The sequence below is a fragment of the Arthrobacter sp. 24S4-2 genome, assembly GCF_005280255.1.
Lineage (GTDB): Bacteria > Actinomycetota > Actinomycetes > Actinomycetales > Micrococcaceae > Arthrobacter.
In genome coordinates this window covers 5,399,215-5,424,140 of the sequence record NZ_CP040018.1, presented here as the reverse complement: position 1 = coordinate 5,424,140, position 24,926 = coordinate 5,399,215, and the positions used below count along the sequence as shown (strand labels likewise).

22 protein-coding genes are annotated in these 24,926 nt (G+C 66.2%); 11 read left to right on the top strand and 11 right to left on the bottom strand.

Features of this window, described 5'->3' with window-relative positions:
* Positions 1 to 9 precede the first annotated feature (9 nt).
* Entirely contained in the window at positions 10 to 444 is a 435-nt protein-coding gene (locus tag FCN77_RS25145; RefSeq protein ID WP_104175167.1) for an acyl-CoA thioesterase, read from the bottom strand.
* A gap of 67 nt (positions 445 to 511) precedes the next feature.
* The gene (locus FCN77_RS25140; RefSeq protein WP_043485551.1) at positions 512 to 1,015 is read right to left on the bottom strand and encodes a GNAT family N-acetyltransferase; all 504 of its coding nucleotides are present in this window, start codon (positions 1,013 to 1,015) and stop codon (positions 512 to 514) included.
* A 328-nt stretch (positions 1,016 to 1,343) separates the two neighbouring features.
* On the opposite strand from FCN77_RS25140, the gene FCN77_RS26150 reads away from it, so the two are divergent.
* Complete coding sequence (locus tag FCN77_RS26150; protein WP_175417392.1) at positions 1,344 to 1,502, top strand: hypothetical protein; 159 nt, start codon at positions 1,344 to 1,346, stop codon at positions 1,500 to 1,502.
* Here the strand turns inward: FCN77_RS26150 and FCN77_RS25135 are convergent.
* The 3 genes from FCN77_RS25135 to purB form a co-directional block, all read right to left on the bottom strand.
* Entirely contained in the window at positions 1,499 to 6,379 is a 4,881-nt protein-coding gene (locus FCN77_RS25135) for an NAD-glutamate dehydrogenase (protein ID WP_137324473.1), read from the bottom strand. The two genes, FCN77_RS26150 and FCN77_RS25135, sit on opposite strands and share 4 nt — an antisense overlap.
* Before the next feature lie 159 nt (positions 6,380 to 6,538).
* On the bottom strand, positions 6,539 to 7,210 hold the full coding sequence (locus FCN77_RS25130; RefSeq protein ID WP_137324472.1) for a histidine phosphatase family protein: 672 nt from the start codon (positions 7,208 to 7,210) through the stop codon (positions 6,539 to 6,541).
* Positions 7,207 to 8,649 carry an adenylosuccinate lyase gene (gene purB, locus FCN77_RS25125; RefSeq protein WP_137324471.1) on the bottom strand — a complete coding sequence of 481 codons (1,443 nt, stop codon included), beginning with the start codon at positions 8,647 to 8,649 and terminating at the stop codon, positions 7,207 to 7,209. The genes FCN77_RS25130 and purB overlap by 4 nt, the downstream gene beginning before the upstream one ends.
* Before the next feature lie 190 nt (positions 8,650 to 8,839).
* Between purB and FCN77_RS25120 the strand changes: the two genes are divergently transcribed.
* Entirely contained in the window at positions 8,840 to 9,145 is a 306-nt protein-coding gene (locus FCN77_RS25120; protein WP_254678752.1) for a hypothetical protein, read from the top strand.
* Positions 9,145 to 10,572: a hypothetical protein gene (locus FCN77_RS25115; RefSeq protein ID WP_137324470.1), complete on the top strand. Its 1,428-nt coding sequence runs from the start codon at positions 9,145 to 9,147 to the stop codon at positions 10,570 to 10,572. Before FCN77_RS25120 ends, FCN77_RS25115 begins: the two co-directional genes overlap by 1 nt.
* Here the strand turns inward: FCN77_RS25115 and FCN77_RS25110 are convergent, their stop codons facing one another.
* A complete protein-coding gene (locus tag FCN77_RS25110; protein ID WP_137324469.1) occupies positions 10,573 to 10,998 on the bottom strand; it encodes a phage holin family protein in 426 nt (141 codons plus the stop codon). It lies immediately after the preceding gene.
* A 60-nt stretch (positions 10,999 to 11,058) separates the two neighbouring features.
* On the opposite strand from FCN77_RS25110, the gene FCN77_RS25105 reads away from it, so the two are divergent.
* The 4 genes from FCN77_RS25105 to FCN77_RS25090 all read left to right on the top strand — a co-directional run bounded on the left by FCN77_RS25105 (position 11,059) and on the right by FCN77_RS25090 (position 16,160).
* Entirely contained in the window at positions 11,059 to 12,177 is a 1,119-nt protein-coding gene (locus tag FCN77_RS25105; RefSeq protein ID WP_175417391.1) for a histidinol-phosphate transaminase, read from the top strand.
* A gap of 149 nt (positions 12,178 to 12,326) precedes the next feature.
* Positions 12,327 to 13,589, top strand: a complete 1,263-nt coding sequence (gene pdhA / locus FCN77_RS25100; RefSeq protein ID WP_137324467.1) for a pyruvate dehydrogenase (acetyl-transferring) E1 component subunit alpha — start codon at positions 12,327 to 12,329, stop codon at positions 13,587 to 13,589.
* A complete protein-coding gene (locus tag FCN77_RS25095) occupies positions 13,586 to 14,566 on the top strand; it encodes an alpha-ketoacid dehydrogenase subunit beta (RefSeq protein WP_137324466.1) in 981 nt (326 codons plus the stop codon). Before pdhA ends, FCN77_RS25095 begins: the two co-directional genes overlap by 4 nt.
* A gap of 25 nt (positions 14,567 to 14,591) precedes the next feature.
* Positions 14,592 to 16,160, top strand: coding sequence for a dihydrolipoamide acetyltransferase family protein (locus FCN77_RS25090; protein WP_137324465.1), 1,569 nt, complete (start codon positions 14,592 to 14,594; stop codon positions 16,158 to 16,160).
* A gap of 120 nt (positions 16,161 to 16,280) precedes the next feature.
* Here FCN77_RS25090 and FCN77_RS25085 read toward each other — a convergent pair whose 3' ends face one another.
* Entirely contained in the window at positions 16,281 to 16,619 is a 339-nt protein-coding gene (locus FCN77_RS25085) for a hypothetical protein (protein WP_137324464.1), read from the bottom strand.
* A 229-nt stretch (positions 16,620 to 16,848) separates the two neighbouring features.
* Between FCN77_RS25085 and FCN77_RS25080 the strand changes: the two genes are divergently transcribed.
* Complete coding sequence (locus FCN77_RS25080; RefSeq protein ID WP_137324463.1) at positions 16,849 to 18,432, top strand: AMP-binding protein; 1,584 nt, start codon at positions 16,849 to 16,851, stop codon at positions 18,430 to 18,432.
* On the opposite strand, the gene FCN77_RS25075 is transcribed toward FCN77_RS25080, so the two are convergent.
* Positions 18,429 to 18,860, bottom strand: a complete 432-nt coding sequence (locus FCN77_RS25075) for a universal stress protein (protein ID WP_137324462.1) — start codon at positions 18,858 to 18,860, stop codon at positions 18,429 to 18,431. The two genes, FCN77_RS25080 and FCN77_RS25075, sit on opposite strands and share 4 nt — an antisense overlap.
* Positions 18,861 to 18,926: 66 nt before the next feature.
* Entirely contained in the window at positions 18,927 to 20,234 is a 1,308-nt protein-coding gene (locus FCN77_RS25070; RefSeq protein ID WP_137324461.1) for a PLP-dependent aminotransferase family protein, read from the bottom strand.
* Positions 20,235 to 20,358: 124 nt separating this feature from the next.
* Here FCN77_RS25070 and FCN77_RS25065 point away from each other — a divergent pair, with 124 nt between their 5' ends.
* Positions 20,359 to 21,213, top strand: coding sequence for an isocitrate lyase/phosphoenolpyruvate mutase family protein (locus tag FCN77_RS25065; RefSeq protein WP_137324460.1), 855 nt, complete (start codon positions 20,359 to 20,361; stop codon positions 21,211 to 21,213).
* On the opposite strand, the gene FCN77_RS27280 is transcribed toward FCN77_RS25065, so the two are convergent.
* On the bottom strand, positions 21,200 to 22,033 hold the full coding sequence (locus tag FCN77_RS27280) for a hypothetical protein (protein WP_254678751.1): 834 nt from the start codon (positions 22,031 to 22,033) through the stop codon (positions 21,200 to 21,202). The two genes, FCN77_RS25065 and FCN77_RS27280, sit on opposite strands and share 14 nt — an antisense overlap.
* Positions 22,034 to 22,246: 213 nt before the next feature.
* Positions 22,247 to 22,813, bottom strand: a complete 567-nt coding sequence (locus FCN77_RS25055) for an NAD(P)H-dependent oxidoreductase (RefSeq protein WP_137324459.1) — start codon at positions 22,811 to 22,813, stop codon at positions 22,247 to 22,249.
* A gap of 125 nt (positions 22,814 to 22,938) precedes the next feature.
* On the opposite strand from FCN77_RS25055, the gene FCN77_RS25050 reads away from it, so the two are divergent.
* Complete coding sequence (locus tag FCN77_RS25050) at positions 22,939 to 23,577, top strand: TetR/AcrR family transcriptional regulator (RefSeq protein ID WP_137324458.1); 639 nt, start codon at positions 22,939 to 22,941, stop codon at positions 23,575 to 23,577.
* 360 nt (positions 23,578 to 23,937) lie between these two features.
* Positions 23,938 to 24,924, top strand: coding sequence for an ABC transporter permease (locus tag FCN77_RS25045; protein ID WP_137324457.1), 987 nt, complete (start codon positions 23,938 to 23,940; stop codon positions 24,922 to 24,924).
* Positions 24,925 to 24,926: the final 2 nt, after the last annotated feature.

Below are 24,926 nucleotides of genomic sequence, written 5' to 3'. Positions count from 1 at the left end.
CGGCGTTCGTTAGTCCTGTTCCAGGGTCTCCGTCAGGTGGTGGGTGGGGATCCGGTCGCGGTCGTAGGTGATTTCGGTGTAGCCGTGCGGTTCGGGCTTGCCGTGCGGGCTGAGGTTGACGAACACGATCTCCTCGATGGTGAGGATGCTTTGGCGCGTAATCATGTTCCGTACTTCGGCACGCATGGTCAGTGAGGTCCGGCCGAAGCGGGTGGCGGTCAGCCCCATCTCAATGAGGTCGCCCTGCACCGCCGAGCTGACGAAGTTGATTTCGGAGATGTACTTGGTGACTGCGCGGCCATTGCCGAGCTGGAGGATGGCATAGATGGCCGCTTCCTCGTCGATCCATTTCAGCAGGCTTCCGCCGAACAGCGTGCCGTTGGCGTTGAGGTCCTCAGGGCGCACCCATTTGCGCGTGCGGAAAGTGATGTCTGCCGATTCCATAATGCGAGATTAGCCGACAGCGGCCCGCCGCCCGCAGTGTGACGGCGGCGGCGGGCGGTTCACGCCGTCAGGCCATCGCCGTGTGGGCGGCGCTGTGGGAATCGATCTTTTTGGCGTAACAGTACGAGTGCTCCACGCCGATGTATGGGCCGAAGTTCGGCACTTCGTCAAAGCCGCAGCTCTGGTAGAAGTTCCGTCCGTCGGGCTGGGCCGAGCCCGCTTCGGCGGTGATGGATGTGACGCCCATGCCATATGCGTGCGCCTCCAGGGCAGCCAGGATGGAACTCGCCACGCCGGAACCGCGCGTGTACGGGAGGACGTAGAGGCGCTTGATCTCCGCCGTCGTGGAGTCCAGCATCCTCAGTCCGCCGCAGCCAACGGGCTGCCCCGAGCTCTTCTCGTAGGCCACCAGGAAAACAGCCGTGTCCACTTCCGACGGCGGCGGTCCGGGTTCGTGGTCCTTCGTGCCGAAGCGGGCATCCAGTTCCGCCTGCTGTGCTGCACGCAGGTCGGCGCCCACGGGGTTGGCCCAGGTGACCTGCCTGATGTTGAGTCGGGGGTTGGTCTGCATCGCTGCCTCGATTCGCCGAAGGGTTATGCAAAATAAGCCTAAGAGGGGGCCATTTCCGCGGTGTTTCCTGCGCGTAAGCGTCCGGAGAACTGTCGGTGTCGCGGCGGTGGGCGCAGGGGCCGGCCTCCGCGTCCGGACATATCCGGCAGTCGCCGTGATGGCCGTCACGCGGATTTGTATGTATGCTTACTATCCGTGTTTTGGGCGGTTTGCATAAGGAGTCGTGTGGCAGTTGGTAACCCTCGCTGAATTTCCCGGGTACATTTCGGGGCTGGCTACAGCTGAGCCCCTACTGTCATTTGGCGCACCGTTCCACTGCGGAGCCGCAATGGAGTGGACCACTCCGAGCTCCGGCCCGGCTGAATACGCCTACTCCTATGACGCTGCCGAGGCCCCTGCTGAACTCCCGGCCCTGTGGCGGTGCAGCTGCGGCTTCCAGCTCGACTCCCTGCCGAATGTGACGGCCGCAGCCAGGGCCATCGCCTAGTGCCGCACCAGCGTCCGCAGCAGCTTGAGCGCCACTGAGATCGAGTGGATGTCAGTCTGTCCGGGCCTGGTGGCTTCCGCGAACGTGTCCTTGATCCGCACCAGCTGCTCCTGGTGGCCGCGTTCCCAGGCCACGATCCGCTCGATTGAATCAGCACCTTCGGCGTCAGCGCCCTTCGTCATCTCCATCACCGAAATCGTCATGTCGGCAACGGCTGAATAGACATCGTCACGCAGTGCTGCCCGGGCGAGTGCCTCCCACCGGTTCTCCCGGGGAAGAGCCGTGATGCGCAGCAGTAACTTGAGTGCGCCGATCCGCGCAAACACTGTCCAGTACAGGTCCGTGATCCGTTCGATGGGTTCATCGATCTGTTCCGATATCAGGGAGATGTCCAGCAGCCCGAAGCTCTCAAGGAGGTCGGCGGCGCGGCGTACCAGGTCATGGGGCAGCCCGACGCCGTCCCAGTGTGCCTGCCGTTCCTCGACGAGGTCGATGCTGTCACCGCGCAGGAAGTCCCGGGTTCTGTTCCGCAGCAGCTCCAGCGTGGGCGTGATCCTGGCGAGGGCCCCGGCAACGGGCTGGTCACGATGGTCGTGGGTGACGTACCACCGGATGGCCCGGTCGAGGATCCGGCGCATATGCAGGGTCAGCTCTGCGGCGTGTTCGCTGGGGACCTCGGGGGGCAGCTCGGCCACCCGGTCCACGAACCGCTGCAGGTCGTATGCTTCGCGGGTTGCGATGAATGCCCTGGCAACAGCTGCGGCGGTGGCGGTGGTTTCCTCGATGGTCCGGAAGGCGAAAGTGATTCCGCCGAGGTTGATCATGTCGTTGGCCAGGACGGTGCAGATGATCTGCCGGCGCAGCGGGTGGGCATTGAGTTCCGGGCCAAATCGGTCCGCGAGCTGGTGCGGGAAGTAGCTGCGGAGTACGCGTTCGAACCACGGGTCCTCGGCGACGTCGCTCTCGTTCAGTTCCTTGGCAAGTTCGATCTTGGCGTAGGCCGCCAGCACGGACAATTCGGGTGCCGTGAGGCCTTTGCCGGTCAGCAGCCGCGCATGGAGCTGTTCGGCGCTGGGCAGTCCTTCCAGGCGCCGGTCAAGGTCGGAGGCGTTCTCCAGCCAGTCCATGGTTCGCTCGAAGCCGGGGCTCCAATTCAGGACCAGGGCCCGGTCGTTGAGCAGCAGGGTGTTCTGGTCCTGGTTGTTCTTCAGCACAAGCCGTGCCACTTCGTCCGTGAGCGAGTGCAGGAACCCGGCGCGTTCGGACGCTCCCATCCTGCCTGTGGCGATCATGCGGTCGATGAAGATCTTGATGTTGACCTCATGGTCCGAGCAGTCCACCCCGGCCGAATTGTCGATCGCATCGGTGTTGAGCAGGACGCCGCCCAGGGCGGCTTCAATCCGGCCGAGCTGGGTGACGCCGAGATTGCCCCCCTCGGCGATGATCTTGGCACGGACCTCATTGCCGTTGATCCTGACGGGGTCGTTTGCCTTGTCGCCCACCTCGCCATGAGTTTCGGAGGAGGCCTTGATGTATGTCCCGATGCCGCCGTTGTAGATAAGGTCCACCGGCGCGCGCAGGATGGCCTGCAGCAGCTCGGGCGGAGTCATCTTGGACGTCGTGCCCGGGAGCCCGAGCGCCGAAACTACCGGGGCGGTGATGGGGATGGACTTGGCATGGCGCGAATACACTCCGCCGCCCGGGCTGATCAGCGAGGCGTCGTAGTCCGCCCACGACGATCGTGGCAGCATGAACAGGCGGCGGCGTTCCGCCAGCGAAACCGCCGGGTCCGGAGCCGGGTCCAGGAAGATGTGCAGGTGGTCGAAGGCTGCCACGAGCCGGATGTGGTTTGAGAGGAGCATCCCGTTGCCGAACACGTCGCCGCTCATGTCGCCGATGCCGGCAACCGTGAAGTCTTCCCGCTGCGAGTCGATGCCGAGTTCGCTGAAATGGTGCTTGACGGACTCCCAGGCACCCTGGGCCGTGATGCCCATCTGTTTGTGGTCGTAGCCTACGGAGCCGCCTGAGGCGAAGGCATCGCCCAGCCAGAAGCCGTACTCGAATGCCACGCCGTTGGCCGTATCGGAGAATGCGGCCGTTCCTTTGTCAGCCGCCACCACGAGGTAGTAATCGTCGTCGTCGTGCCTCACCACATTCTCCGGTGAGATGACCCGGCCGGGGGTCCCGCGCGTTCCGCGCGATGGCGCCGTTCCGACGTCGGACGTGTCCAGGTTGTCCGTGACGTCCAGCAGCCCGCGGACAAAGTCCTTGTAGCTTTCCTCCCCTTCTTTTAGCCAGGCGGTACGGTCAGAGGCCGGACTGGGCAACCGTTTGGGATAGAAGCCGCCCTTGGCTCCGGTGGGGACAATCACCGAATTTTTGACCGTCTGGGCTTTGACGAGACCAAGGATCTCGGTGCGGAAGTCCTCACGCCTGTCCGACCATCTCAGGCCCCCGCGCGCCACGGGTCCGAACCGCAGGTGCACGCCTTCCACGCGGGGTGAATAGACCCAGATCTCAAATCTAGGCCGGGGGTAGGGTGCTCCCGGAATGTCGGACGGCCGGAGCTTGAAGCTCAGGTAGGGCCGGTGGCGGAAGAAGTTGGTGCGGGTTGTCGCCTCGATCAGGTTCAGGAAGGTCCGCAGTAACCGGTCCGCTTCCAAGGACGGGACGGCGTCGATCGCCTCGGCCACTGCGGCTCGGGCGGCAGCCGTATCCTGGAGCCGCCGGGAGGGGCTGAGCTCGGGATCAAAGCGGGCATGGAACAGGCCGAGTAGCGCGTGGGTGGCGGGCACGTTGGCCAGCAGGGTGTCGGCGATGAAGCCGTAGGTGTAGATGGTCCCCAGCTGCCTCAGGTACTTGGCGTAGCTGCGCAGGATGACCACCTTCCGCCACGTGAGCTCCTCCCGGAGCACAAGGGCGTCGAAGCGGTCAGACTCTTCGTCCCCCCGGACAGCTGCACTGAAGGCATCCGCCAGCAGCGCGCTGGTTCCGGCCGGGTCTACACCGGGTGGATACTTGACGCCGAGATCATACAGAAACAGCGGCCGGTTGCTACCCCGCACGACGTCGAAGGGGCGCTGGTTCAGCACCTCCAGGCCAAGGTTGTGGAAGAAGGGCAGGATCTGTGTCAGGCTCTGCGGCTCGGTCAGGTACAGCCGGATCCGTGCGTCTTCGGCCAGCGTGGGGGACGCATCGGTGCGGAAGTAAACCGCCAGCTGCGGATCGCTGAGCGGCCGCCCGCCCGCGCCGTCGAGGTCGAACTTTTCAAACCGCCTGATGTCCTCCACCGCGTCCTCGACCTCGAAGTCGGCGCGGTAGCTGGCGGGGAACGCGGCGGACCAGAGGACGGACAGCCGGCCGGCCTCTGGGGAGGGCAACCTGTCCCGGAGCGCTTCGTCCAGGCCTTCGGCCCACGTCCGTGTTGCGCTGACCAGGCTCCGCTCCAGTGCGGCAGCGTCGACGTCGCGCGCCCCGCCCACGGGCAGCAGGATCCGGAAGAAGACGCGGGCCATGGGCGATTCGCTGACCCGGACCTCGAATTCCAGCGACGAGGACCTGAAAGCCTGCTTGAGCTCCTGCTCTATCCGGAGCCGGACGGCGGTGCTGTACCTGTGGCGGGGAATGAACACCAGGGCAGACATGAAGCGGCCGTAGCTGTCGGCCCGCAGGAACACGCGTGTCTGATGGTGTGCCTGCAGGAGCAGGATCTCGCGGGACAGCCGGGACAGTTCCTCCGGGTCCAGATGAAACAGCTCGTCCAAGGGGAAGGATTCGAGAACGGCCAGCAACTGCTTGCCGGGGTGGGAGGCCTCGGTGAACCCGAAGTGCCGCTGGACCGCCTGGACCTTGTCCCGGATGACCGGGATGCGCCGCACGGACCGGCCCGTGGCGCCCGGGGCGAACAGGCCCACGAAGCGCATTTCGCCTGTCGCCCGTCCTGTCCGCTCGAAGGTTTGGATATGGATTTCGTCCGGGTAGGCCGGGCGCGGGACGGAGCATCTCATGTCCGAGATGGACAGCGTGAAAACCTCCGAGTGGGGGATGCCAGGCGACGATTGGCTGGCTTCGGGCCGGTCCTCCCTGAGCAGGCCCAGTCCGGTTCCCGGCCGCAACTTGAGGGCAGCCCGGCCGTCCGCTGCCGAATATTCGTATTCGCAGTAACCCAGGAACAGGAAGTTGCCGCGGTCCAGCCAGCGCAGGAGTTCTCCGAGCTGCTCCGGAGTTGGAGCCGAACCGCTGGAGAGCCTGTCCACGGTGCCGGTGGCCTGCGCCAGCCGGGAATGGATGGCGGGTGTGTCATCGGCCACCAGTTTCACGTCAGCCAGCACGCGCTGCACGTTGGCAACAAGTTCCCGGATGCCCCGTGCCCCCGGCAGGCGACCGATCTCCGCGGCCACCCAGGATTCCGACGACCAGCCCGGCGGGTCATTCGCCGTGTCGGCCGCCGCGGGGTCCGCACTATGCGCAATTCCGGCCGGCAGGCCGGACTGCGGCGATCCGGGCCGGATCTCCAGTAACTGGTGCGTTTCCGGATCCCGACGTACCAGGAACGTGGGATGGACCAACAGCCTGATGGACTCGTTTTCGCGGGCCAGCTCGGCCGTAAGCGAATGGAGCAGGTGCGGCATGGCGTCCGTGACCACCAGCAGGACGCTGGCATCGCTTTCATTGAGGACGTCGACGGCGGCTGTGCCGGGCGGGCGGACGCCGGCCAGTCCCCGGTGTGCCGCGGCCCGCTGTTCCAGGTTCTCGGGACTGTAGCTTTGAAGGTCCTCCGGCGCTACATGTTCGTAGTAAGCCGCCAGGAAGGGCTGGTCTGGCCCGGGGTGGCCGGGAGCCGGTGCATCTTCCGTGTGTACCGCCTTGCGTGACATGCCACTGCGCCTCCACTACGCGGGGAGCCACCGCACGCCGCGGCCGACTGTTCTGTCCCCCGCGCCTGCTTTCATCATGGCTGGCTTCCGGGGAGCAGTCCAGTGCATGTTCGTGGCCGGGCGTGGCACGGCGGGCCGGGCCGGCCAGGGCGGCGGCCGCTAGGCCGGCTTGCCCGCGGGGTCCTCGGCAGTAGGGTCAGCCAATGCCAGGCCGCCCACCGGGCTGTCGTCCCAGTGGATCAGGTTCCAGCCGGCGTCGGGGTCCCCATCCAGTGCCACGATGCCGGTATTGGCGAGGGCATGGCGGATGGCAAAGTCGGCTTCGATGTTGCCGGCCCGCAGGCCGGCCCACACCCGGATGGCTGCGCCGTGGCTGACGACGGCCAGCGACCCCCGGTTGGCCGCTCCGTCGGCCAGTGCGGCAACCTTGGCGATCGCGGCGTCGTAGCGGTCAAAAAAGTCCCGGCCGCTCGGACCGGCCGGCATCCGCCGGTCCAGCTCTCCGTCCGCCCAGGCGAAGATGGTGCCCAGGTACCGCTTGTGGGATTCGTGGTCCGTGAGCTTCTCCAGCGCCCCGGCCTCAATCTCGTGGATCCCGTCAAGCACCTCGACGTCGAGCCCGTGCAGCCGCGCCAGCGGCGCAGCCGTGATCTGGGTCCGGATCAGCGTGGAGGCGTAGAGGGCATGGATCTGCTCATTCGCCAGGGTACGCGAGAGCGCCTCCGCCTGCCGCTCGCCGAGTTCCGTCAGCCCGGGCCCGGGGTGCGCGGTGTCCAGCTGGCCCAGGACGTTGCCCGGGGTCTGGCCGTGGCGTATGAGCAGGAGCCTCATTTGAGGTGGTCCACCAGCCGGTCCGCGATGCCCGTGTACTTGCCCGGGGTCAGCGCCAGCAGCCGGGCTTCTGCGTCCGCGGAAAGGCCAAGGCCCTGCACGAATTCCTGCATCCGGGCTGCATCCACGCGCTGTCCGCGGGTGAGGTCCTTGAGGCGTTCATACGGGTTTTCCATGCCTTCGACGCCGCCAATTGCCTCCGCGCGCATCACCATCTGGATGGCTTCGCCCAGCACTTCCCAGTTGGTGTCGAGGTCTCCGGCCAGGACGTCTTCCGCCACATCCAGGCGGTCCAGGCCTTTGGCCACGTTGGAGATGGCCAGCAGCGAGTGGCCGAAGGCCACACCGATGTTGCGCTGGCTGGACGAGTCGGTGAGGTCGCGCTGCCACCGCGAGGTGACCAGGGTGGAGCCCAGCACGTCCAGCAGTCCGGACGAAATTTCCAGGTTCGCTTCGGCGTTCTCGAAGCGGATCGGGTTGACCTTGTGCGGCATCGTGGAGGAGCCCGTGGCGCCGGCCACCGGGATCTGCGCGAAGTAGCCGATGGAGATGTAGCTCCAGATGTCCGTGCAGACGTTGTGCAGGATCCGGTTGAAGCGTGCCACGTCGGCGTACAGTTCAGCCTGCCAGTCGTGGCTTTCGATCTGGGTGGTCAGCGGGTTCCAGGTCAGGCCCAGCCCCTCCACGAACGACTTCGCAACCTGCTGCCAGTCGGCGCCGGGAACGGAGGCAACGTGTGCGGCGTAGGTGCCGGTGGCACCGTTGATCTTGCCGAGGTATTCGGTCTTGGCGATGCGGTCCAGCTGGCGGGTCAGGCGGTGCGCGATGACCGCCAGTTCCTTGCCGAGTGTGGTGGGTGTGGCCGGCTGGCCGTGGGTGCGGGAGAGCATGGGAACGGCCCGGTTGTCCTGTGCCATCTTGCTGATCTGCGCAATGAGGGCGCGGGCGGCCGGCAGCCACACGTCCTCCACAGCGCCCTTGACGCCCAGCGCGTATGAGAGGTTGTTGATGTCCTCGGAAGTGCAGCCGAAGTGCACCATCGCGGTCAGGCGTTCGATGCCGATGGCCGGCAGGCGGCGGCCGATGTAGTACTCCACGGCCTTCACATCGTGGACCGTTACGGCCTCGATCTCGGCCAGTTCGGTGACCGACGCGGAGTTGAATTCGGTGACCACCGCGCGGAGCTGTTCCTGCTGCTCAGCAGTCAGCGGGCCCGCTCCCGGAAGGACGTTGTTGCTGGTCAGGTGGATGAGCCACTCGACTTCTACGGCCACGCGGTCCCGGTTGAGCGCCGCCTCGGAGAGGTAGTCCACCAGCGGTGCGACGGCGGACTGGTAACGGCCGTCCAGCGGGCCGAGGGCAATCTGGTCCGGCGAGGCGGCAAGGGCCAGGCGTCCGGAAGGCGTACGGGTGTCAGCTGTGGCGGCAGTTTCAGGCATGTCCTGATTCTTTCATGAAGTTCCGCCGCCCCTTAAGCGCGCGTTCCGTGTGACTTTCCCCCACCAGGCCTGGGGTTCTTCGGGGCCTTCGGTTTTCCACATAGCCGGCGGCGGCGGTTCCGGGTCCGCGGCCCGCTCCGTAGCGTCGTTTTCACCGAACACGCAGGTGAACAAAGTCAGGGGATACATAATGAGCGGCAGCATCACGGCAGCAGATGCGGACGCGTGTGGCTCGCGGAGCTTCGAGGTCCAGCAGTTGGCCTGGCGGGTCGCTGAGTGCGCGCACAGCCTGGACACACTGATGCTCCGGTTCCGTCAGGTTCAGTTGACGGAGTGGCAGTCGCCGGCCGGGCAGGCGTACCGCACTGCCGTGTCACTGCAGGCGGCCGCGCTGAGTCGTGCGCGGGAGCGGCTGTTTGCCGCGTCCGACGCCGTCCGACGCCATTCGCAGCAGGTTTCCGTTTCATCGCAACGGACCCCCGGGGGCGGTTACTAATGACGGAGGTCACGCCGTCGGGAAGCGGCGGTCCGCTGGGTCCGTTGCGGCCGGGCGAGGACGGAAGCCTGCGGATCCGCGGCGGTGTCGGTGGTATCCGCTTCCAGTTGGAGGAACTCATGGCCGGCGCCGCACAACTGGAAGGCCTGGCCGGCGAACTCTCAGCCATTGAAGTCAGCGTGCGGCGCATCTGGGAAGAGCTTTGTCCCTACGAAAACGATCCGCGCCCCAGCGGCACGGCCGCGCTGATCGCGGTGGGCGAGGGCGGCCAGTCGGTGCGCGCCGTCAGGGAAGAACTCCAGCGCCTCGGCAGCCAGGTGCGGGCCAGCCACCGGGAATACGAGGCGGCCGAGGCCCTCGCCGCCGCAGGGATCCGATGGCCGGACGACGGCTGGGGCTTCGTGCCCAACCTTTTCGTGGACTTGACCTCCTCCAACTACCCAAGCCGTGACGCCGCCGAGGCCTTGGCACTGTTTTTGTCACTCAGGCTGATGGCCGGGATTGCACCGACGGATCTCGCCCGTTTTCTGGCGGCGGAGATAGCCGCCGGCAGGGACATTTCCGCCGTAGGCCCGCTGGTACGCAGGTTCATCGAGGCATTTCTCCCGGAGCTGAGGCCGCGCCCCGTCACGGCCGTCGAGGAACTCACGCGCGAGCAGACAGTGGACACATCTCCTGCCGGCCTCCTGGCAAGCTTGCGGGAGTTGGACGCGGACGGCCACGGAAAGATAGAAGTCATACAGGTCGACAACGGGGGCCGCAAGGCCTATGTGGTCCTCGTTCCCGGCACGCAGCCCACAGATCCGCCCGGGGGCCCAAACCCGCTGGATGAGGCAGGAATTGCGGAGGCCCTGGGATACGGCTCCGAGCATCTCAACGCCGCCATTCTGTCCGCCTTGCACCAGGCCGGTGCCGTCAAGGGGGACGACGTGGTCGCCGTCGGCTACAGCCAGGGCGGGGCGCACGCCATGAACCTCAGCAGCGACAAGGCGTTCCTCGCCGAATTCGACCTGAAATATGTGCTGACGGCCGGATCGCCGGTCGGCGGTATCACGCCGGAACCAGGAATCACCTCGCTCCACCTGGAGCACCGCCAGGACTGGGTTCCCGGCAGCGACGGAACGCCCAACCCGGATACCCGGGACAGGGTCACCGTCACACTGACCGACAGGGCGCTCACCCTGCCGGGCGAAGACCCCGGACTTGGACCCGGCCACAAAATCGTCAACTACGAGGCAGGCGCCAGAGCCGTTGCCGCGAGTGAGGACCCCTCTTTGGTGGCAAACACCGCCGTCCTCGCCGGCGTACTGGGTGCGGGCGGCGCAGGGACGGCGACTCGCTTCGCCGTGAACCGGGTACCGCAGGTTACGCCCGCGCGCCAGCAGGGCACGCCGCCATCGGGCGCGGCCAGATGGGTTGGGCGGTAGCTAGCGTCGGACGCCGGTGATCCTGCCTGCCACGAGCGAGACCACCGTGATGATGATGGCTGCCAGCACCGCAGTCCAGAAGAACGAATCGATGGTGAAGTGGACCGGGGTGTAGCTGCTCAGCCAGGACGTCAGGTACAGCATCGCCGCGTTGATGACGATGGTGAACAGGCCCAGGGTCAGGATGGTGATGGGCAGGGAGAGCAGGCTGACAATCGGGCGGACCAGCGCGTTGACCAGGCCGAAGATCAAACCGATGAACAGGTACGCCAGGATGATGCCGATCGGGTCGGTTCCCTGTGAGACGCCGCCCTGCGCCACGGCTTCCGTCGTGGCGGTGGTGGAGATGTCCAGGCCGGGAAGGATCCAGCTCGCGATCCCGAGGGCCAGGCCGTTGATGAGTACCCGCACGATGAAAGAAAACATGGCTCCATGCTTTCATACGGCAGCGGTAAGCGGCAGGGAGGGACAAGTAGGCTAGTTGGCATGACTTCACCAGAGAACAGCGCGGCCGGAATCAGGCCGCGGCCGGTTGTGGACATGCTTCCCCGCTACGCCGCAGGCAAGCCTCCCGCCGTCGTCGAGGGCCTTACGAGCTACAAGCTCTCGTCCAATGAAAACCCGCTTCCGCCCATTCCTGCAGTGTTGCAGGCCATCGCGGCCCAGACCGATTTCAACCGCTATCCGGATCCCCTCAGCACCAAGCTCCGAGGAGCGCTCGCCGAGTTCCTGGATGTTCCCGCCGAGGACATCGTCACCGGTGCCGGCAGCCTCGGCGCCCTGAACCAGATTCTCGTGACCTTCGCGGGCCAGAATGACGACGGCAAGGCGGATGAAGTTATCTACGCCTGGCGGTCCTTCGAGGCCTACCCCATCTGCGTCGGACTGGCAGGGGCCGAGAGCGTCCGGATCCCCGTGACCGCCGACGGTCGGCACGATCTCGACGCCATGGCCGCAGCCGTGACAGCGCGCACCAAGGTGATCTTGCTCTGCACTCCCAACAACCCCACCGGTCCCGTTCTGGAAAAAGACGAGACCGAGCGGTTTATCCGGTCTGTCCCGTCCGACGTCGTCATTGTCATCGATGAGGCCTACCAGGAGTTCGTCCGCGCGCAGGATGCCGTGGACGGCATCGGGCTGTACCGCAGATACCCCAACGTGGTGGTGCTCCGGACCTTCTCCAAGGCTCACGGGCTGGCCGGCCTGCGGGTGGGGTACAGTGTCGCCAATCCGGAGCTGACCCAGCACCTCCGCGTGGCCGCCACGCCGTTCGCCGTATCCCAGATCGCCGAGAACGCCGCTGTCACCTCCCTGCAGAATTTCAGTCAGGTTGTAGAAAGGGTACAAAGCCTGGTGGACGAACGGGATCGCGTCACCGCCGGCCTCCGCGAACTTGGCTGGTTTGTGCCGGATGCGCAGGGCAACTTCGTGTGGCTGAATCTGGGCGAAAACAGTGCGGAGTTCGCCGCGCTGGCGGGTGGGCAGGCCCTGTCGGTGCGGGCCTTCGGCAACGAGGGAGTCCGGGTGAGTATCGGCGAGACGGAAGCCAACACCCGCTTCCTGGAGCTCTGTGCGAACTATACAAACCCGCCACGGCGTTCCTAGCGCTTAACATAGCGCCCGGTGCCCGCCTACTGCGGATAAAGTAAGGGACAGTAAGCCAAAATATATGCCGGATCGGGAATGTATTCCCGATCCGGCATATATCCCAGCGAGATTGCGACGCACGCAGGTGCGGCAAGCGAGGAGACGGTATGGGCGCCACACATCTGCCTGCTACCGAGTTCGACGGAACCGGGGTAGACGACCAGCTCGAGGCGAAGGCCGAGGCCCTACTGGGTGAGCCTGCCGCCCACATGGTCCAGCTGCTTGGGCCGGACGGCACATTGGGTGAGGACCCGGTCTTCTCCGAGTACGCCAACCGTCTCGATGCCGAAAAGCTCTGCGGCTTCTACGCTGACATGGCAGCCATCCGGCGCTTCGACCAGGAAGCAACCGCGCTCCAGCGTCAGGGCCAGCTGGCCCTGTGGGTGCCGCTCACCGGCCAGGAGGCCGCGCAGATCGGTTCGGGCCGGGCCAGCCAGCCGCAGGACTACATCTTCCCGACCTACCGCGAACACGGCGTCGCACTGACCCGCAACGTGGACCTGGCCGAACTCCTTCGCCAGTTCCGCGGGGTGTCGAACGGCGGCTGGAACCCCAAGGACACGAATTTCCACCTGTACACACTGGTTCTGGCCGCGCAGACTCCGCATGCCGTGGGCTACGCCATGGGCATCCAGCGGGACCAGAAACTTGCGGCGGCCAACGCCACCCCGGGCCAGCCGCAGGAACCCAAGGCCGCCGTCATGGTCTACTTCGGCGACGGTGCCAGCTCCGAAGGCGACGTGCACGAGTCCATGGTGTTCGCTGCGTCGTATAACGCGCCCGTGGTGTTCTTCTGCCAGAACAACCATTGGGCCATCTCCGTGCCCAGCACGGTGCAGACCCGCGTCCCGTTGTCCAACCGGGCCAAGGGCTACGGCTTCCCGGGCATCAGGGTGGACGGCAACGATGTGATCGCGGTCCACGCTGTCACCGAGTGGGCACTCGAGCGTGCCCGCGAGGGCAAGAGCCCGGTGCTGATCGAGGCCTTCACGTACCGCGTCGGCGCGCACACGACGGCCGACGATCCCACTAAATACCGCGGCTCCGACGAAGAGGCGCAGTGGCGGGCGAAGGATCCCCTCGAGCGGCTCGAGAAGTACCTCCGCACCGAGGGCTTCGCAGACGACGCCTTTTTTGAAAAGGTCAAAGCCGACGGGGACGAGCTCGCCGCCTACGTCCGCAAGACGACCCACGACCTCGAAACCCCGGACATCCGGACGGCGTTCGCGAACACGTACGCCGAGGCGCACCCGCTGGTGGCTGAAGAGCTGGCCTGGTTTGAGGAATACAGCGCAGGATTCGCTGACGAAGAAGATGCCGACCAGGCAAACGCCGAGCAGGCAAACAAGGACGGGGCTGCCAAGCGATGACCACGATGACCATTGCAAAGGCAATCAATGAAGGCCTGCGCGCTACCCTCAGCAACAATCCCCGGACTCTGCTCATGGGCGAGGACATCGGTCCGCTGGGCGGCGTCTACCGGGTCACGGACGGCCTGATCGGCGAGTTCGGTGCCGACCGCGTCGTGGACACCCCGCTGGCCGAGTCCGGCATCATCGGAACCGCGATCGGACTTGCCCTCAGCGGCTACCTGCCGGTCTGTGAGATCCAGTTCGACGGTTTCGTCTTTCCGGGCTTCAACCAGATCACCACCCAGCTGGCCAAGATGCACGCACGCAGCAACGGGAACCTCACGGTTCCCGTTGTCATCCGCATCCCGTACGGAGGCGGCATCGGCTCGATTGAACACCACTCCGAGTCCCCGGAGGCACTGTTCGCGCACACGGCCGGCCTGCGCATCATCACCCCGTCCAACCCGCACGATGCCTATTGGATGATCCAGCAGGCCGTCGACTGCCAGGACCCGGTGATCGTCTTCGAGCCGAAGCGGCGCTACTGGCTCAAGGGCGACGTCGACACGGAGTCGCCCGGCGCCTCCGCGGACCCGTTCAAGGCACACGTGCTGCGCGAAGGCACGGACGCCACCGTGGTGGCCTACGGCCCGCTGGTTCCGGTGGCCCTGGCTGCTGCCGCTGCGGCAGCCGAGGACGGCCACAGCGTCGAGGTGATCGACCTGCGCTCGATTTCGCCGATCGACTTCGACACCGTTACGGACTCCGTCAAGAAGACCGGCCGGCTCATCGTGGCGCACGAGGCACCGACCTTCGGTGGGATCGGCGGCGAAATTGCGGCCCGCGTCAGCGAACGTGCGTTCCTGTCCCTTGAAGCCCCGGTGATCCGTGTGGGCGGCTTCCACATGCCCTACCCGGTGGCCAAAGTCGAAGAGGACTACCTGCCGGACATCGACCGTATCCTCGAGGCGCTGGACCGCGCCCTTGCCTACTGACGTCGCCTTCCAAACCGAGGACCCCATGACTGTAAACAAGTTCAACCTCCCCGATGTGGGCGAAGGACTCACCGAGGCCGAGATCGTTTCCTGGAACGTCAAGCCCGGTGACAGCGTCGCAATAAACGACATCCTGTGCGAAATCGAGACGGCCAAGTCCCTGGTGGAGCTGCCGTCCCCGTTCGCCGGAACAGTCACCGAGCTGCTGGTGCCGGTAGGCGTGACGGTCGACGTCGGCACTCCGATCATCAGCGTGAGCGACGCCGTGTCCGGCGACCCCACGCCGGCGGATGTTCCGGCCGCCGCCGCCGCGGCGGCGCCGGCCGCCCCGCAGCAGGCCCCTAGCCTGGAGCCCGCAGCCGGCGCACCGATGTACGGAACGCTGTCTGAGGAAGACAGCGAGGCACCGGCAGCGCGTGCCGTCCCCGTGGCTGGAAGTGCGGCCGGGCCGCTCGTGGGTTCCGGCCCGAAGGCCGACGCCGTCAAGCGCCGTCCGCGCAAGTCAGCCACTGCCGCCGCCGTTTCGGCGGGCTCCAGGACAGCACCGGCGCCGGCCGCCGCCCCCGTGACCGAGCCCGTCGAGTCCCAGGGCATCTGGATCAGCGCCGGCCCCGCGTCCGCCGCCGACCAGGGCGCCGCACCCGACGAAGGCACAGCACGCCCGACCCTCGGCGGAACTATTAGCGGCCTGGTGAACCGGGTCCTGGCCAAGCCGCCGGTGCGCAAGATCGCCCGGGACCTCGGGATCGACCTCGCCGACGTCGTGGCCACCGGCGCGCGGGGCGAGGTCACCCGCGAGGACCTGGTGAGCTACCAGGCCCAGCGCGACGCCGAGGTGGACAAGGCGGACACCTTCTGGGGCAAGTCCGGGCGGCCGCAGGACCAGCGCATCGAGCGGATACCCGTCAAGGGAGTCCGCAAGGCAACAGCCAAGGCGATGGTGGAGTCCGCGTTCGCCGCTCCGCACGTCAGCATCTTCGTGGACGTTGATGCAAGCCGCACCATGGAGTTCGTCAAGCGCCTCAAGGTGTCACGCGACTTCGAGGGCATCAGGGTCTCCCCGCTGCTGATCCTGGCCAAGGCGGTCATTTGGGCAGCCGCCCGGAACCCCAGCGTCAACGCCACATGGGTGGACAACGCCGACGGCAGTGATACCGCCGAGATCCATGTCAAGCACTTCATGAACCTTGGCATTGCGGCGGCAACACCCCGCGGCCTGATGGTTCCGAACATCAAAAATGCCCAGGACCTGTCCCTCAAGGAACTGGCGCTTGCGCTCAACGAGCTGGCCACCACGGCACGCGCCGGAAAGACCCAGCCCGCCCAGATGCAGGGCGGCACCCTTACCGTCACCAACATCGGCGCCCTCGGCATCGATACGGGTACCCCGATCATCAACCCGGGCGAAGTGGCAATCGTCGCCTTCGGCACCATCAAGCAGAAGCCGTGGGTCCTGGACGGCGAAGTCATCCCGCGGTGGATCACCACCCTGGGCGGATCGTTCGACCACCGCGTGGTGGACGGGGACCTCTCGGCACGCTTTATGGCCGACGTCGCAGCCATTCTTGAGGAGCCTGCCCTCCTCCTGGACTAGGACCTCCTAAACCAGGACCTCCTAAACCAGTGCTGCCTGGCAAAAAGGAAACCCCGCGGCTGGAATTCAGCGGCGGGGTTCCTTTGCGTCAATCGACAGAAGGCAGTTGAAGGGGACGTCCTAATAGGCGGGGTAGTTCGCGAGCATCTGGGCCAGGGCCGGGTCCGACGTCATCCCGCTCAGGGCGACCGCCGCGGCGATCATCGCGCCGGCAAACCCGGTGACGCAGGTGGTGACCACCGCGAAGAACTTCCAGTCATCGCGCATAACGGTCCGGAAGGTCTCCGGCAGGTTCAGGCCGGGCGTGATGAGGTTCGGGGCGCTGTCCGTTGACCCGTCGTCGAGGAAAGCGACCACCCGGTCGTTGACACGGTCCACGCGCATGGTGCTGATGTGGTTGCCGTGGCGGGCCAGAAGGATGTCGTGGCCTACCAGCTGGCGGCGCTGGAGTGTGAGCATGGTGTTCCCCTGAAGTCGATGGTACCCGGATGTCCGCACCATCGAGCACACTCCAATTTTACCGTTGCAAACCGCGCCATTCCGCCGAAAAACGGGTGAGGCTGCCCACCAGGGCGAGTGACGCCGGTCAAGCCGCGGCGGCGGATGCTTGACATGCCGCACTAGAGTGGCACCAGCTGCCGCCGGCAGCTTCCGCCGGCTGGCGGGAGCGGATCAAAGGAGATCTTGCGTGTTTTCGAGCCCTTTCCCGGACGTGGTCATCCCCGACCAAAGCCTTTATGAGTACCTCTTCGGCGGTCTCACGGAGGCGGATATGGACCGGACCGCCGTCGTGGACGGTGCCAGCGGCGAACAGACCACCTACCGCCAGCTGCTGGAGCAGATCAACGCCGTGGCGGGCGCGGTGTCCGCGCTCGGACTCGGCGCCGACGGGGTTGCCGCGATGCTCTGCCCCAACGTCCCGGCCTTCGCCGCGGTGTTCCACGGGCTGCTTCGCGCCGGCGCCACCGTCACCACCGTCAACTCCCTCTACACGGCCGATGAACTGACCCTGCAGCTCCAGGATGCCGAAGCCACGTGGCTGTTTACCGTGTCTGCGCTCCTCCCGGGCGCCGAGCAGGCCGCCGAACGCGCCGGAATTTCTGCTGACCGGCTGGTGGTGCTCGACGGCGCCGCAGGTCACCCGTCATTGACGGACCTGCTGGCAGCTGACGCCACGGCGCCCGGGATTTCCTTCGATCCGGCCACCCATGTGGCGGTGCTGCCGTACTCGTCCGGCACCACGGGACGGCCGAAAGGCGTGAAGCTCAGCCACCGCAACCTGGTGGCCAACGTAGAACAGTCCAGGGGCCTGCTGAACGTGGCGCCCGAGGACAGATTGCTTGCCCTGCTCCCGTTCTTCCACATCTACGGCCTGACGGTGCTCCTGAACCTGGCCCTGAGGGAACGCGCCTGCCTGGTCACCATGCCCCGGTTTGACCTCGCCGACTTCCTGCGCACCATCCAGGACCACAAATGCACGTACCTGTTTATCGCTCCGCCGGTGGCTGTGGCTTTGTCCAAGCATCCCCTCGTTGCCGACTACGATCTCAGCTCCGTCCACACCGCGCTCTCCGGCGCCGCGCCGCTGGACGGGGAGCTGGGCCGCGCCCTGGCGGACCGGCTGGGCTGCCGGGTGCTGCAGGGCTACGGCATGACGGAGATGAGCCCGGTGTCCCACCTGATTCCGCGGGACGCCACGGAAGTGCCGGTGAGTTCCGTGGGCTTCACGGTGCCCAACATGGACTGCCGGCTGGTGGATCCCGCCACCGGTGAAGAGATCGAGATCCCGGCGGACGGCACCAGCGCCCCGGGCCACCTGCTGTGCCGCGGTCCCAACGTGATGCTGGGCTACCTCAACAGGCCGGAGGAAACGGCGGACACCCTCGATGCGGACGGCTTCCTGCACACCGGCGACATCGCCACGGTCCGGGCAGACGGCCTGGTCACCATCGTGGACAGGCTCAAGGAGCTCATCAAATACAAGGGCTACCAGATCGCCCCGGCTGAACTCGAAGCGCTGCTCCTGACGCATCCCGGCATCGCCGATGCCGCCGTAATCGGAACGCCCGACGCCGATGGCCAGGAAGTGCCCATGGCCTTCGTGGTGCGTCAGCCGGGTGAGCCGGGCCAGGCGCTGGATGAAGCAGCTGTGGTCGACTTCGTGGCCGGCAGGGTGGCACCCTTCAAGAAGGTCCGCCGGGTGGAGTTCATCGACGCCGTACCCAAATCAGCGTCCGGGAAGATCCTGCGCCGGCTCCTGAAGCAGGGCTAGTCGGCCACGTCCGTCTTGGCTATATAGACGTCGCAGGGGGCGTTGTGGGCCACGCTGTTGGCCACGCTGCCCAGCACCCTGCCCAGTCCGCGCATCCGGCGGTTGCCCACTACGATCATGCGGGCGTCAAAACGCTCGGCTTCCCTGATGAGGGCTTCCGCCGGCTTGCCGCGGGCCGAGGAATAGGTGACCTTCAGGCCTTCCGTGTTCAGCCGGGCCGCCACGTCCTTGGCCACTTTCTCGGCCTCGCCCGCGTCGGAAACAATCCACCGGTCGCTGCCGCTGCCGTACACCTCGGTGCGGTCGCTGTCGAAGGCGCTGACCACGTGCAGCGTTGCTCCCAGCGATACGGCAAGGCCCTGGGCTGTTTCCGCAGCCCTCATGGCAGTCTCGCTGCCGTCAACGCCGACGACAATAATTCCGGTCATGGTCCTGCTCCTTTTGGATCGGTCAAGCTAATGGAAGAGCCTAGCGCAGTGCAGCGATGATTCAGGCTACAGCGCCCCCGGCTCCAGTGCGGCGATGGCATCCTGCAGCACCGGGGCGAGCCGCCGTACACCTTCGGCAATTGTCTCCGGCGGAACGGCGCTGAATGCGAGGCGCAGCTTGTTGGACGGCCCATCGGCATGCGTAAAGGCCGCACCCGGGATGAACACCACGCCGGCATCTATTGCCTTGCGCAGCAATGGATAGGTGTCGACGCCCTCGGGGAGCGTCACCCAGACGAAGAAGCCGCCCTCGGGCCGCGTCCAGCTCAGCCCCTCCGGCATGTACTGCTCCAGCGCGGCAAGCATGGCCTGGCACCGCTCGGAGTACAGTCCGCGGTACGTCTCGATCTGCCCCTTCCAGTCGTAGTCCCGCAGGTAGGCGGATACCAGCATCTGGTTGAGGGTGGACGGGCACAACGTGACAGCCTCGGAGGCCAGGTAGTACCGGCGCTGCAGGTGCGCGGGCACCAGCGCCCAGCCGATCCTCAGGCCCGGTGCGAAGATCTTGGAGAAGGAGCCCATGTAGATGACGTCATCGGGGTTTGCCGCCCGCAGCGGAGCCAAAGGCTTGCCGTTGAAGCGGAGCAGGCCGTATGGATTGTCCTCCAGCACCAGAATATTCGCATTGCGGCATATGTTGACGATTTCCTGCCGGCGCTCTTCGGCCATGGTGATGCCGGAGGGGTTGTTGAAGTTGGGGATCGTATACAGGAACTTGATGTTCTTGCCCGCTGTCTGCAGGGCGGCGATCCGCGCCTCCAGGAGGTCCGGAACCAGGCCGTGCCCGTCCATGGGAACGGCGGCCACTTCCACCTGGTAGGCCTCGAACGTGTTGAGGGCGCCGACGTACGTGGGGTCCTCCACGAGGACAACGTCGCCGGGATCGCAGAACACCTTGGTGGCCACGTCCTGGGCAGACTGCGAGCCGGCGGTGATCACCACGTTCCGGGGGTCGGCGTCGAGGATGCCCTCGGCCGCCATCACCTCGCAGATCTGCGTGCGGAGCTCTTCCGTACCCTGGCCGCTGCCGTACTGCAGGGCGGTCATGCCCTGGTCGGCGATGATCTTCGCTGCCGTCTGGCCGAGCCGTTCCAGCGGCAGGGACTGCAGGTACGGGCTGCCGCCGGCCAGGGACACGAGGCCCGGACGCAGGGAGATGTCGAAGACATCGCGGACGGCGGACTGCTTGATGTTGGCTGCGCGCTCCGAGAAGAGTTCATCGTGGCGGTGGGCGGACGTTGCCGCGCGTTCGATTGCGTCAATGGCTTCGGCCGGCAGGACTTCCGCCGCGGCATCAAGTGTTTCGTGGGTCACACTCACAGGATACAGCCACATGTTGCCAATTAGGCAACGTTTGTTGTCAAAATTTTCCCGGGACGCAGACTGCCGCGGCCGGGAATTGCTTTACCTTGGGCGGTCCAGGGCATGGAATAGACCCATGACTACGCAGAGCCGACCCGTACCCCTGGCTGACGCCTTCCACGCACTCCATGCGGCCGCCGCGCCGCTGGTCCTGGTGAACGTCTGGGATGTTGCGTCCGCCCGCCTGGTCCAGGAAGCAGGGGCGGCGGCGCTTGCCACGTCCAGTTCAGCCCTGTCCTGGAGCTGCGGCTATCCGGACGGCAACCAGCTGCCGCGGGAACTCGCCATGGAGGCGCTCCAGCGGATTGCGGCCTCGACGGACCTGCCCGTCACCGCCGACATCGAAACGGGCTACGCCGGCCTCGACGGCGCCTTCACTGATGGCGAGCTGGCCAAAACTGTCCGGAAGGTTCTCGCCGCCGGGGCAGTCGGCGTGAATTTTGAGGACTCCGGCGGGCAGCCTCTGACCGGGGTCGAGGAGCAGGCGCGCCGCATCGCCGTAGTCCGGCGCACAGCGGAGGAGGCCGGCGTCAATCTGTTCATCAACGCGCGGACGGATACATACCTGTCGGGAAACTTTCCCGATTCCGCGTACCAGGAGACCCTGCGCCGCGCGGACGCTTATCTGGCCGCGGGTGCCAACGGGATTTTCGTGCCCGGCGTGCAGGACCTGCACGTGCTCCACGACCTGTCCCACCGGATTGACGCGCCGCTGAATGCCCTCGCCAGCCTGGGCGCGCCCTCCGTGGGGGAACTGCACGACGCCGGCGTCCGGCGGATCAGCATCGGCGGCAACACCGCCAAAGCAGCTTATGCGACGGTCTTCCGGGTGGCCCAGGACGTGCTGGGGGACGGCAACTGGTCCGAACTGGCCGGCGCCCGCAGCCACGAGGCCATGGATGAACTGTTCCGGCGGCCTAACGGAGGCTGAGGATGTCTGCCAGGAGCCGCCCGTCCACATAGATTTCAGCCCTTGAGGCGCCCACGGCGGAGACCGCCGTGTGGGTGAGCTGGGCCTCCAGCCGGGGGAGATCGCAAACGCCGCCCGGCCGGAGGGTCCCGGTCAGGTTAACAACCACTGTGGTGCCGTCGAAGTAGGCCGACACGTACTCCACGTCCGAATTTTCCAGCGCGTTGTACAGCCCGTCAGGGGGGTCCCCGCCGCCGAGTAATATGTCGAAGGAGCTCCGCAGGGGTTCTTCAGCGGCGCCGGGGCTGTGGAAGACGGCCACCAGGCTGTCGTTGCAGCCGAACCTCACTCCTGTGGTGCCGCCGTCGTCCAGTGAGACGAAGTAAACGGGCGTCCCGCCGGGAAGTTCGCCGGGCAGCGCGGCCTGGCCTCCCACCGCTGCCTCAGGAGCCGCCAGGTTTCCCGCCCCGGATGCTCCTGAGCTTCCGGCCGCGGCGCCCCCGGAAGCGGTGCTGCCGGGCGGCAGTTGGCCCGAGCCCGCGCCCTCCACAGTATCGGCACCCTGCGCCGGTGAACCGCCGGAACTTGCACTGGCCTGCGGGGGAACGCTGCCGCCGGGCCGGAGGTTTTTGGCCGGAGCGGACGTGGCGGACTCCGTGGGCGTGGCCTCGGCGGAGGGAATCACCGGAAACGGCAGGGGCCGGGGGTCGGGCACGCCGCCCGCCTGGGCCGCAGCACCCTCCGGGGGCGGTGCAGCGGGCAGGGAGCACGATCCCAGCCACAGCGGAAGCATAATGGCCGCCCCGGCCGCCGCAGCCCGGATCCCAGGCGTGAAAATCATGAAGGCACCGCACTTCCAGCTCGCACGTCCCCCATCTCCACGTTACGGCGGTGTGCCAGCGTGCGGAATATGCGCCGAGTGACGGTTTTGCGTCAGCTCAGTCACGGAATGATGACGCAAAACGCCCCCGGCACTGCCGGGGGCGTTTGATGCGGGCGGAAGGGACAAGCACAGCGCGTGCCGGACCCGCCGCGGCTGGGTTCAGCGGATGAATCAGGCTGCTTCGGCAGCGGTCCGGGCGGTGGCCAGGACGGCAAAAATTCCCTTGATCTGCTCAACAACCTCGGCGTCGTCCTTGGGGTGGACTTCGGCGAAACGGACCATTGAGCCGGGGACGGCCAGCTTGACGTCTTCAAGGACGCGGGCGCCGGCAATGCCGACGGCCTTGCGGGCTTCGTCCTGGGCCCAGACGCCGCCGTACTGGCCGAAGGCGGTGCCAACGACGGCGGTCGGCTTGCCGCTGAGGGCACCGGCGCCGAAGGGGCGGGACAGCCAGTCGATGGCGTTCTTGAGCGACGCCGGAACGGTCCCGTTGTGCTCGGGGGTGACCAGGAGCAACGCGTCGGCCTCGTTGGCGGCGGCGCGCAGGGCAGCTGCGGCGGCCGGAATCTTGCCCTCGACGTCGATGTCCTCGTTGTAGAACGGGATGTTTCCCAGGCTGTCGTGGATAACAACTTCAACCTGCTCCGGTGCGTTCAGCTGGATGGCCTCGGCGAGTTTGTGGTTGGTGGATTCGGCGCGCAGGCTGCCGACCAGTGTGAGTACGGTGCTCTTGGACATGTGAACTCCTATTGTCTGGCCGCGGGGTGATCCGACGGCTGGATAATCGTGGAGGCGGTTGATGCCTTCACCCATGCTAAACGGACTGCGGTCCGGATATTATTCCCGGGGCTAGAATATTTCCTGTGAGCCTCATCCCAATCCGGTCCGGATCGCCACTCGGCGGGGAAACGGAACGCAGCGACGCCGCCCGCAACCGGGAGCTGCTGCTCAGGGCTGCCCGCGAACTCATCGAGGAATGCGGGGCGGACGGCCTCACCATGGGCAGGCTGGCCGAACGGGCGGGTGTGGGCAAGGGCACGGTCTTCCGGCGGTTCGGTTCCCGGGCGGGGCTCATGATGACGCTGCTGAGTGACTCCGAAGCCGCCTTCCAGGGCCGCTTCATGTTCGGGCCACCGCCGCTGGGTCCCGGCGCCCCACCCTTGGAGCGGCTTGTCGCCTTCGGGGCGGAGCGGATCGCCTTCGTCCTGGAGTTCGGAGAACTGGCCCGGGCCGCAGACTCCTCTGCCTACAACCGCTTCGACGTGCCGGCCGCAGTGCTCTGGCACCGGCACATCGAAATGCTCCTGCGCGCTGCCGGCGTCACCGCCGACCCCTGGCTTATGGCCATGTCGCTCAGTTCAACCCTGGACCCGGAGCGGCTGCTCCACGCAGTGCGCGTTCATCGCGTGGCCCCGGAGCGGCTCGCTGAATCCTGGCGGGAACTGGTCACCCGCGTGGTCAGCTGCGGCTCCGGTGATGCCCACGGGGCGGGCGAGGAGTAGGCCATGATGCGGAGCCCGGCCAGTCAAATCAATCCTCGTGATTTATTCATAACGATCTGGTACAGGCGCCCCGCAATTCCGCAGTTCGACACCCGGGAAGGCGCATCATATGTGGTAGTTTCCTCTGGAATGTGACCCGCAACATAGTCCACATAAGGACTTGGCCCAGAAGGCCGGCGGGGGCCAGACACCCGCTGGCCTTGATCCCGGATCGGCGGCGGAACCCGCGCCGAATGGGGGACGACGGAAGGATCGATTGCTGTGAACGCTGAAATGACACCGGCCCGGAAGGTCGCTGCCGAAGCGCCACCGTCATTAAGTGGCGCAGAACTGGCAACGGCGATCCAGAGCTAGGCAGACATGTTCCGGTACCTCGCCAAGCGGGCAGCCACCTACGTGCTCATGATCTTCCTGACTACGACGGCGGGGTACTTCCTTGCGGTCAGCACCCTCCAGCCGGCGCTGCTGGAGCAGGAACGGATCCCGAAGCCGACACCCGAGCAGGTGGCCAACTCCTTCAGGCTCAAGGGCCTGGACCCGACGCTCAACCCCTGGGAACGCTACGTTGACTGGCTCACGGCCATCGTTACGCGCTGGGACTGGGGCCGAAGCCCCAACGGCGCCCTCATCAACGCTGAATTCGGTGACAGGGTGTGGATCTCCACCCGGCTCTTCCTCGCCTCCATCATCCTGACCCTGATCATCGGCGTCGCACTGGGCGTCTACACCGCGGCCCGGCAGTACAAGTTCCAGGACCGGGTCATCACGTCCTACAGCTACCTTGTGTACATAGTGCCCGCGCCGATCGCCTACTTCCTGGTCCAGCTGGGGGCCATCAACATCAACGAAACGGTGGGCGAACGGATCCTGTTCGTCACCGGCATCTCCACCCCGGGGCTTGAAGGCGACGGCTGGGTCCAGTTCGTGGACATGCTGGCCCACTATGCGGTACCTACCTTCGCCATCACCATCGTGGGCTGGGGCACCTACCAGATCGCGCAGCGCCAGTACCTCCTGGACAACGTCAACGCCGACTTTGTCCGGACGGCCCGCGCCAAGGGCCTCACCCGCAACCAGGCCATCACCCGCCACGCCCTGCGGGTCTCGTTTATCCCGGTGGCGCAAAGCATCGCGTTCACCATCCCGGCCATCTTCGCCGGCGGCTTCTTTGCCGAAAAGATTTTCGCCTGGCACGGGGTGGGCTCCTGGTCCATCGACGCCATCGCCCTCCAGGACGTGAACGCGGCCACCGCCACCCTGGCCTACGGCTCCGTGATCTTCGCGATCGGGGCCATCCTCGCCGACTTTGCCACCACCCTCGTCGACCCCAGAGTACGGGTGCAGTAGCC

Coding starts and splice junctions, on each gene's coding strand:
- pdhA (WP_137324467.1), top strand. CDS start 12,327: ATGGGCGCCACACATCTGCCTGCTACCGAGTTCGACGGAACCGGGGTA.
- FCN77_RS25075 (WP_137324462.1), bottom strand. CDS start 18,860: ATGACCGGAATTATTGTCGTCGGCGTTGACGGCAGCGAGACTGCCATG.
- FCN77_RS25120 (WP_254678752.1), top strand. CDS start 8,840: ATGAGCGGCAGCATCACGGCAGCAGATGCGGACGCGTGTGGCTCGCGG.
- FCN77_RS25110 (WP_137324469.1), bottom strand. CDS start 10,998: ATGTTTTCTTTCATCGTGCGGGTACTCATCAACGGCCTGGCCCTCGGG.
- FCN77_RS25055 (WP_137324459.1), bottom strand. CDS start 22,813: ATGTCCAAGAGCACCGTACTCACACTGGTCGGCAGCCTGCGCGCCGAA.
- FCN77_RS25115 (WP_137324470.1), top strand. CDS start 9,145: ATGACGGAGGTCACGCCGTCGGGAAGCGGCGGTCCGCTGGGTCCGTTG.
- FCN77_RS25130 (WP_137324472.1), bottom strand. CDS start 7,210: ATGAGGCTCCTGCTCATACGCCACGGCCAGACCCCGGGCAACGTCCTG.
- FCN77_RS25145 (WP_104175167.1), bottom strand. CDS start 444: ATGGAATCGGCAGACATCACTTTCCGCACGCGCAAATGGGTGCGCCCT.
- FCN77_RS25105 (WP_175417391.1), top strand. CDS start 11,059: ATGACTTCACCAGAGAACAGCGCGGCCGGAATCAGGCCGCGGCCGGTT.
- FCN77_RS27280 (WP_254678751.1), bottom strand. CDS start 22,033: ATGATTTTCACGCCTGGGATCCGGGCTGCGGCGGCCGGGGCGGCCATT.
- FCN77_RS25095 (WP_137324466.1), top strand. CDS start 13,586: ATGACCACGATGACCATTGCAAAGGCAATCAATGAAGGCCTGCGCGCT.
- purB (WP_137324471.1), bottom strand. CDS start 8,649: ATGCCTGAAACTGCCGCCACAGCTGACACCCGTACGCCTTCCGGACGC.
- FCN77_RS26150 (WP_175417392.1), top strand. CDS start 1,344: ATGGAGTGGACCACTCCGAGCTCCGGCCCGGCTGAATACGCCTACTCC.
- FCN77_RS25085 (WP_137324464.1), bottom strand. CDS start 16,619: ATGCTCACACTCCAGCGCCGCCAGCTGGTAGGCCACGACATCCTTCTG.
- FCN77_RS25045 (WP_137324457.1), top strand. CDS start 23,938: ATGTTCCGGTACCTCGCCAAGCGGGCAGCCACCTACGTGCTCATGATC.
- FCN77_RS25065 (WP_137324460.1), top strand. CDS start 20,359: ATGACTACGCAGAGCCGACCCGTACCCCTGGCTGACGCCTTCCACGCA.
- FCN77_RS25090 (WP_137324465.1), top strand. CDS start 14,592: ATGACTGTAAACAAGTTCAACCTCCCCGATGTGGGCGAAGGACTCACC.
- FCN77_RS25140 (WP_043485551.1), bottom strand. CDS start 1,015: ATGCAGACCAACCCCCGACTCAACATCAGGCAGGTCACCTGGGCCAAC.
- FCN77_RS25135 (WP_137324473.1), bottom strand. CDS start 6,379: ATGTCACGCAAGGCGGTACACACGGAAGATGCACCGGCTCCCGGCCAC.